Origin of the sequence: uncultured Granulicatella sp. (assembly GCF_963545075.1) — a bacterium.
Classification (GTDB): domain Bacteria; phylum Bacillota; class Bacilli; order Lactobacillales; family Aerococcaceae; genus Granulicatella.
In genome coordinates, this window is sequence record NZ_CAUUHX010000020.1 from 22,487 (window position 1) to 28,486 (window position 6,000).

Annotated in this window: 5 protein-coding genes; 2 read left to right on the forward strand and 3 right to left on the reverse strand. The window is 35.3% G+C overall.

The window, feature by feature from the left end:
- Positions 1–180 precede the first annotated feature (180 nt).
- Positions 181–1,371, forward strand: a complete 1,191-nt coding sequence (locus tag RWZ86_RS04215; RefSeq protein ID WP_314680289.1) for an acetyl-CoA C-acetyltransferase — start codon at positions 181–183, stop codon at positions 1,369–1,371.
- A 28-nt stretch (positions 1,372–1,399) separates the two neighbouring features.
- Here RWZ86_RS04215 and RWZ86_RS04220 read toward each other — a convergent pair whose 3' ends face one another.
- Both RWZ86_RS04220 and RWZ86_RS04225 read right to left on the reverse strand, forming a co-directional pair.
- Positions 1,400–2,689, reverse strand: a complete 1,290-nt coding sequence (locus RWZ86_RS04220; protein ID WP_314680292.1) for an Mbeg1-like protein — start codon at positions 2,687–2,689, stop codon at positions 1,400–1,402.
- A gap of 154 nt (positions 2,690–2,843) precedes the next feature.
- Entirely contained in the window at positions 2,844–3,572 is a 729-nt protein-coding gene (locus tag RWZ86_RS04225; protein WP_314680295.1) for an excalibur calcium-binding domain-containing protein, read from the reverse strand.
- A 132-nt stretch (positions 3,573–3,704) separates the two neighbouring features.
- Here RWZ86_RS04225 and RWZ86_RS04230 point away from each other — a divergent pair, with 132 nt between their 5' ends.
- Positions 3,705–5,192 carry a DUF1846 domain-containing protein gene (locus RWZ86_RS04230; RefSeq protein WP_314680300.1) on the forward strand — a complete coding sequence of 496 codons (1,488 nt, stop codon included), beginning with the start codon at positions 3,705–3,707 and terminating at the stop codon, positions 5,190–5,192.
- Between the two features lie 50 nt (positions 5,193–5,242).
- On the opposite strand, the gene pcp is transcribed toward RWZ86_RS04230, so the two are convergent.
- Positions 5,243–5,887, reverse strand: coding sequence for a pyroglutamyl-peptidase I (pcp, locus tag RWZ86_RS04235; protein ID WP_314680297.1), 645 nt, complete (start codon positions 5,885–5,887; stop codon positions 5,243–5,245).
- Between the last annotated feature and the right edge of the window lie 113 nt (positions 5,888–6,000).

A 6,000-nucleotide genomic window follows, 5' to 3' on the forward strand; every position in this document is an offset into this window, starting at 1 on the left:
TATCTATCCTAATAGTCTGCACGTACCATAGTAGCAAAAAATGACGAAAGCTACAACGATTATCCCTACTGAAAGTCATAATTTTAAAAAAACTTTAACTTTTTTATTTAGTATTTTAATAGGTTTCTGTGCAACTTTCGATTACAATAGTACAGTAAATGAAATTTTAAGGAGAATGATATGAATTCAAACGATATTGTGATTATTAGTGCTACAAGAACAGCTATTGGAAAATTCGGAGGACAATTCGCTTCTATTAGTGCTGTTGAATTAGGAACAACCGTTGCAAAATCTGCGATTGAAAAAGGAAAAGTAGATCCAGCTTTAATCGATACCGTTATTTTTGGACAAGTATTACAAGCAGGAATTGGTCAAAACCCTGCGCGTCAAGTTGCCTTAAACTCAGGATTACCTCATACTAGTACAGCTTTAACCGTAAACGAAGTATGTGGTTCTGGATTAAAATCGATTTTATTAGCAGCTCAAGCACTTCGCCTAGGAGATGCAAAAATCGTATTAGCAGGTGGTATGGAAAATATGTCTTTAGCACCGCATCTACTTCCAAACCGTTTTGCTACTAAAAATGGAAATTGCACGATGATTGATGCTTTATTCCACGATGGCTTAATAGATGCTTTTTCAAATGAAGCAATGGGAATTACTGCTGAAAATCTAGTTGATAAATACGGATTTACTCGTCAACAATTAGATGAATTTGCAGCTCACTCTCAACAAAAAGCATACCACGCTCAACAAAACGGTGCTTTTGATAAGGAAATTACACCTATTGAAATCACGAATAAAAAAACAAAACAAGTCGTAGCGATTGATAAGGATGAATTCATTCGTCCAGAAACAACTGTCGAATCTCTAAGTTCATTAAGACCTGCCTTTAAAAAAGATGGAGTCGTAACAGCCGGAAATTCTTCAGGAATTAACGATGGAGCAGCCGCTTTAATTTTAACAACAAGAGAAGTAGCTAACACTTTAAACTTGCCAATTTTAGCTACTTTAACAGGATATGCTGAAGCAGGAGTCGACCCTTCTATTATGGGAATCGGACCAGTTCCTGCCATTGAAAAATTAATTCAAAGAACGCATATTCCATTAGATCGAGTGGATTTATTTGAATTGAACGAAGCTTTTGCTGCTCAAAGTTTAGCAGTCATAAAAGATTTGAAAATCAATCCAGAAAAAGTGAATATCCACGGCGGTGCTATCGCATTAGGACATCCAATCGGTGCCTCAGGTGCTCGTATTGTAGTGACATTAATTCACGCTTTACAACAACGTCAATTACAAAGCGGAATTGCTTCTCTATGTGTAGGCGGCGGAATGGGTGTAGCCTTAAGTTTAAAAGTTGAAAAATAAAATAGTACGATACAAATAAGCCAAGCATCTACTTAGGATGCTTGGCTTGTTTCATTTCTAATTTCTTTTGTTTTTGTCGTTCTTGATAATAGTGACGAATTTCTTCGTTTTCTTCTGTAGACTGATAAGTCACTGAAATTCGATGTTCTCCCGTCCAACTTTCAACTAATTCTTCTACACTCGGTAATGTTAAAGTTGGAAGTTCAACTGAAATCGATAATGTATCTCTCCAAATTTCATATCGAATTTGGAATAATAATCGTCCCACTCTTAGTAAAATTTCTCGTTTTTCGGTATCCATTTGATAGGCTTTTTCGAAAAATTTCTGCATATACATTCTAAAATTATAATAGACATCATTAACGGTCTCTACTCCCATCTCAAAAAACAATTCGAAGAAGGTATCAAAAAAGAGTTTTAAATCTTCATCCGAAACTACTTCTGTCCATTGTTTAAACGTTTGATCCGTTAATTGGCTATTTTTCGTTAATTCTTTTAGTTCGATAAAGTGATCCTCTTCAATATTCCACATTAAAGCACTATGCTGAGAAATCCCGCTTCCCTGACTTTCAATAATATGATAAGGAACTTGAGATTCTAACATCAATCCAACTATCGAATCTTGTGGGATATATCTTTTGGCTTTTGAAACGACTCTTTGATAGCCTTCTGTATTTAAAATCGAGCGATGAACCCCTGGAGCATCCCAACAGTAAATTTGCTGAATCCGATTTTGAACAGCTTCCTCTTGCATTGCACTCGCATATAAGGACAGATTTCCCCCTTTAGAATGTCCGGACACATTTAACATTCCAGAAAATGTTGCTGCTTGTTTTCTTAAATACTCAATAGCATCTGTTTGTGCAGGAATCAAGTCAGAATAAGTCATCATAAAGTCTTCTTTCCAACCTGTTAAACTCTCATCCGTTCCTCTAAAAATAATCCAACGAGTATCCTCTTCCCATTGATAACATACCGCAGCAAATTGTTTCGTCAATTCATCATCAATATCATTCATAAATCCAAATACTTTTATATCTTTAAACCGCTGACTTTTAGAAACAACATTTAGTAATTGAATTCTTTCTTCCGTAATCATAAATGGATTTTTTTCATGTTCTTTTTCTTTAATTTTCTCGAATTCTTTTCCTAATTGATTAAGAGAAATTGCTTCTGTTACATCGAATGATTTTGGAACAATTTCATCAAATGGTAAATAGGCTATCTCAGTTAAAACTAAAACGTCAATATCTGTAATTGATTTTTCTTGAAATGTTTGAGCTTCATATTGTCGAACATAAGTAATTAAATTTCCCATAAAAAACTCCTTTCTGATTCAATTTTGTTAAGTTAGTTTACCACCTCAGCTATCAAATTGCAAAATTAGAAGCTTAAAAAAAGACTTTCTGTCGCAATAAGTTGATGGAAATTTCTCATTCTTACGACGACAAAAAGTCTAATTCATATTATAATTATTTATTTTGAATCCATTTTCCAGAAGCATCTACACGATAACCATCTGGTGTTTTAGTATTCACCAACATTGCGCCAGATGAACCTAAATAATAGTCTCCAACCCAGCGGTTTGCTTGCATTACTCCATCCGCATTAAAGTAGTACCATGCGTTACTAATTTTTTTCCAGTCTGTTTGCATTGCTCCACTATTGTCCATATAGTACCAAGCTCCGCTAACTTTTTGCCATGAAGTACGCATTGCACCATCCGTGCTAAAATAATACCAAGCTCCATTTACTTTTTCCCAGTTAGTGCTCATTACACCACTTCCATCAAAGTAATACCAAGTTCCGCTAATGTTTTTCCAATCAGTGACAGCAGTATTACCTTCATAGTAATACCAATTTCCACCATTTTGTTGCCATCCTGACAATGTAGATTCATCAGAACCATTTGATTCAGAACTAGATGAAGAAGTTGCATGTTGTTTATTTAACGGTGTGCCATCGGCAGTTTTCGGACGATACGCTCCTTTAGAACGACCGATTTCACATGCTACTCCGTCACCATCTCTATCTAAGTGTTTAGAATAGCCTTCTTCACCAATAGCAATATTTCCATACCCTGCAGCCCAAGCTTCCTTACAGCTATGGAAATACACACGAGCTTCTACCTTTTGTTCTAACCCTAATGCTAACAATGTTGCAGCTGCACTAAATACGACTAAACCTTTAACTTTTTTCATATAAAATCCTCCTTTTTATTACAAATTCAGTATATCACAAAACAAAGTTTGAACAAGATAAATTTTTCTTTCTTTTTTACAAGGAGAGTGCTATACTTTGGACTTGAAAATAGTGAAACGGGGGCGTTAAAAATGCAATTAGGATTTGATAGCGAAAAATACCTGGAAGAACAAAGTCAATATATTTTAGAGCGAGTGAATAGTTATGACAAACTCTATCTAGAATTTGGTGGAAAACTCATTGGAGATTTCCATGCAATGAGAGTGTTACCTGGATTCGATCCAGATGGAAAAGTTAAACTACTCTATCGACTAAGAAATCAAGCAGAAATTATCATTTGCGTTTATGCTGGGGATATCGAACAAAATAAAGTTCGTGGAGATTTAGGCATTACTTATGACCGAGATGTCTTAAGAATGATTGATGATTTACATCATTGGGATTTGAAAATCAATAGCGTACTTATTACAAGATACACTGGTCAACCAGCTGCGACGCAATTCAAAAACATGTTAGAACGTAGAGGAATGACCGTTTATACTCACGGTCATACAGAAGGATATCCAATGGATGTGGATACCATTGTAAGTGATGCTGGATATGGAGCGAACGCATATATCGAAACGACTCGTCCATTAGTTGTTGTTACAGCACCTGGAGCTAATAGTGGAAAACTAGCCACTTGTTTAAGTCAACTTTACCATGAAACTCAAAGAGGGCGTTCAGCAGGTTATGCAAAATTTGAAACATTCCCTGTATGGAATTTACCATTGAATCATCCTGTTAACATCGCTTATGAAGCTGCAACAGCTGATTTAGAAGATGTGAATATGATTGACCCATACCATTTGGAAAAATACGGCATTACGACTGTTAACTATAATCGTGATATCGAAGCATTCCCTCTATTAAGAAGAATTTTAAGAAAAATTTACAAAGACCAAGAAATTCCTTATTATTCACCAACAGATATGGGAGTTAACCGTGTAGGATTTGCGATTACAGATGACGCAGTCGTAAAAGAAGCCTCTAAACAAGAAATTATTCGTAGATACTACCACTTACAATGCAATTACAAGCGTGGAATTGGTACATTAGAAACTGCACAACGTGGAAAATACATTATGGATGAAATGAGGCTAACTCCTCAAGATCGTCCTGTTGTAGAAACAGCATTGAGAAAAGCTAAAGAATCCAACAGCGAAGTCGTTGCCATCGAATTACCAAATGGTAAAATGATTACAGGAAAACAAAGTGAAACAATGACTGCAGGAGCCGCTTGCCTATTAAATGCGATTAAAGAATTAGCTGGTATTCAAAAAGATTTACATCTATTACCTCCTGTTATTCTTGAATCCATTACAAAGCTTAGTCAAGATGTGTTTCATCAACAACGTCGCTCACTTGATAGTAAGGAAGTTTTAATTGCTTTAAGTATGTCAGCTGTGACAAATCCCTCAGCAGAAGCCGCTAAAAATCAGTTAGTCTTTTTAAGAAATTTACAAGCACATAGTACAGTTATTTTACAAAAAGCCGATGAAGAAATTTATCGTGACTTAGGAATTACGATTACTTGTGAACCATCCTTTGCAGGAAATAGTTTCTATTATAGCCATTAAACACAAAACAGGATTGAAGGAGTCTCCCCTCAATCCTGTTTTAATTTTTATTAATGAATAGCTCCACCAACTGTTTTTATATCTTCTTTATCTTGATACTCAATAACTGTTTCTACACAAAGCGTTAAAGCTTGAACCATTTCTTCTAATTTCATAGAAGGATATTGATTATCTTTTACTTGTTCAGGTAAGAAAGGAACATGAATAAATCCAGCTTTTAGAGAAGGATAATTTTTTGAAGCATAATACAACACTTGATACATAATATGATTACATACAAATGTACCAGCAGTATTTGAAACAGAAGCAGGAAAGCCTGAAGAAGTCATTTTATCCACCATTGCTTTAATTGGTAAAGTAGAAAAATATGCACTCTCTCCATCTTCCTGAATTGGAAAATCGATTGGTTGGTTTTCTTCATTATCCGCAATACGTGCATCGTCAATATTAATCGCAATACGTTCAGGTGTAATCTCTTGTCTTCCACCTGCTTGACCTACACAAATGACAACATCTGGATTAAAACTTTCAATTTCTTTTTCTAACACTTCAAATGATTTTTGAAAAACGGTAGGAATTTGAATTCCTTTAATTTCTGCATCCTTTATATTTTGAGGAATACGACGAACAACTTCCCAAGAAGGATTAATACTTTCTCCACCAAATGGATCAAAACCCGTTAATAAAATTTTCATCTAAACACTCTCCTTTATTTCTATAGATACAAAAAAAGCACTCGTAAGAGTGCTAAGGATGACCCGTACGGGACTCGAACCCGTGTTACCGCCGTGAAAGGGCGGTGTCTTAA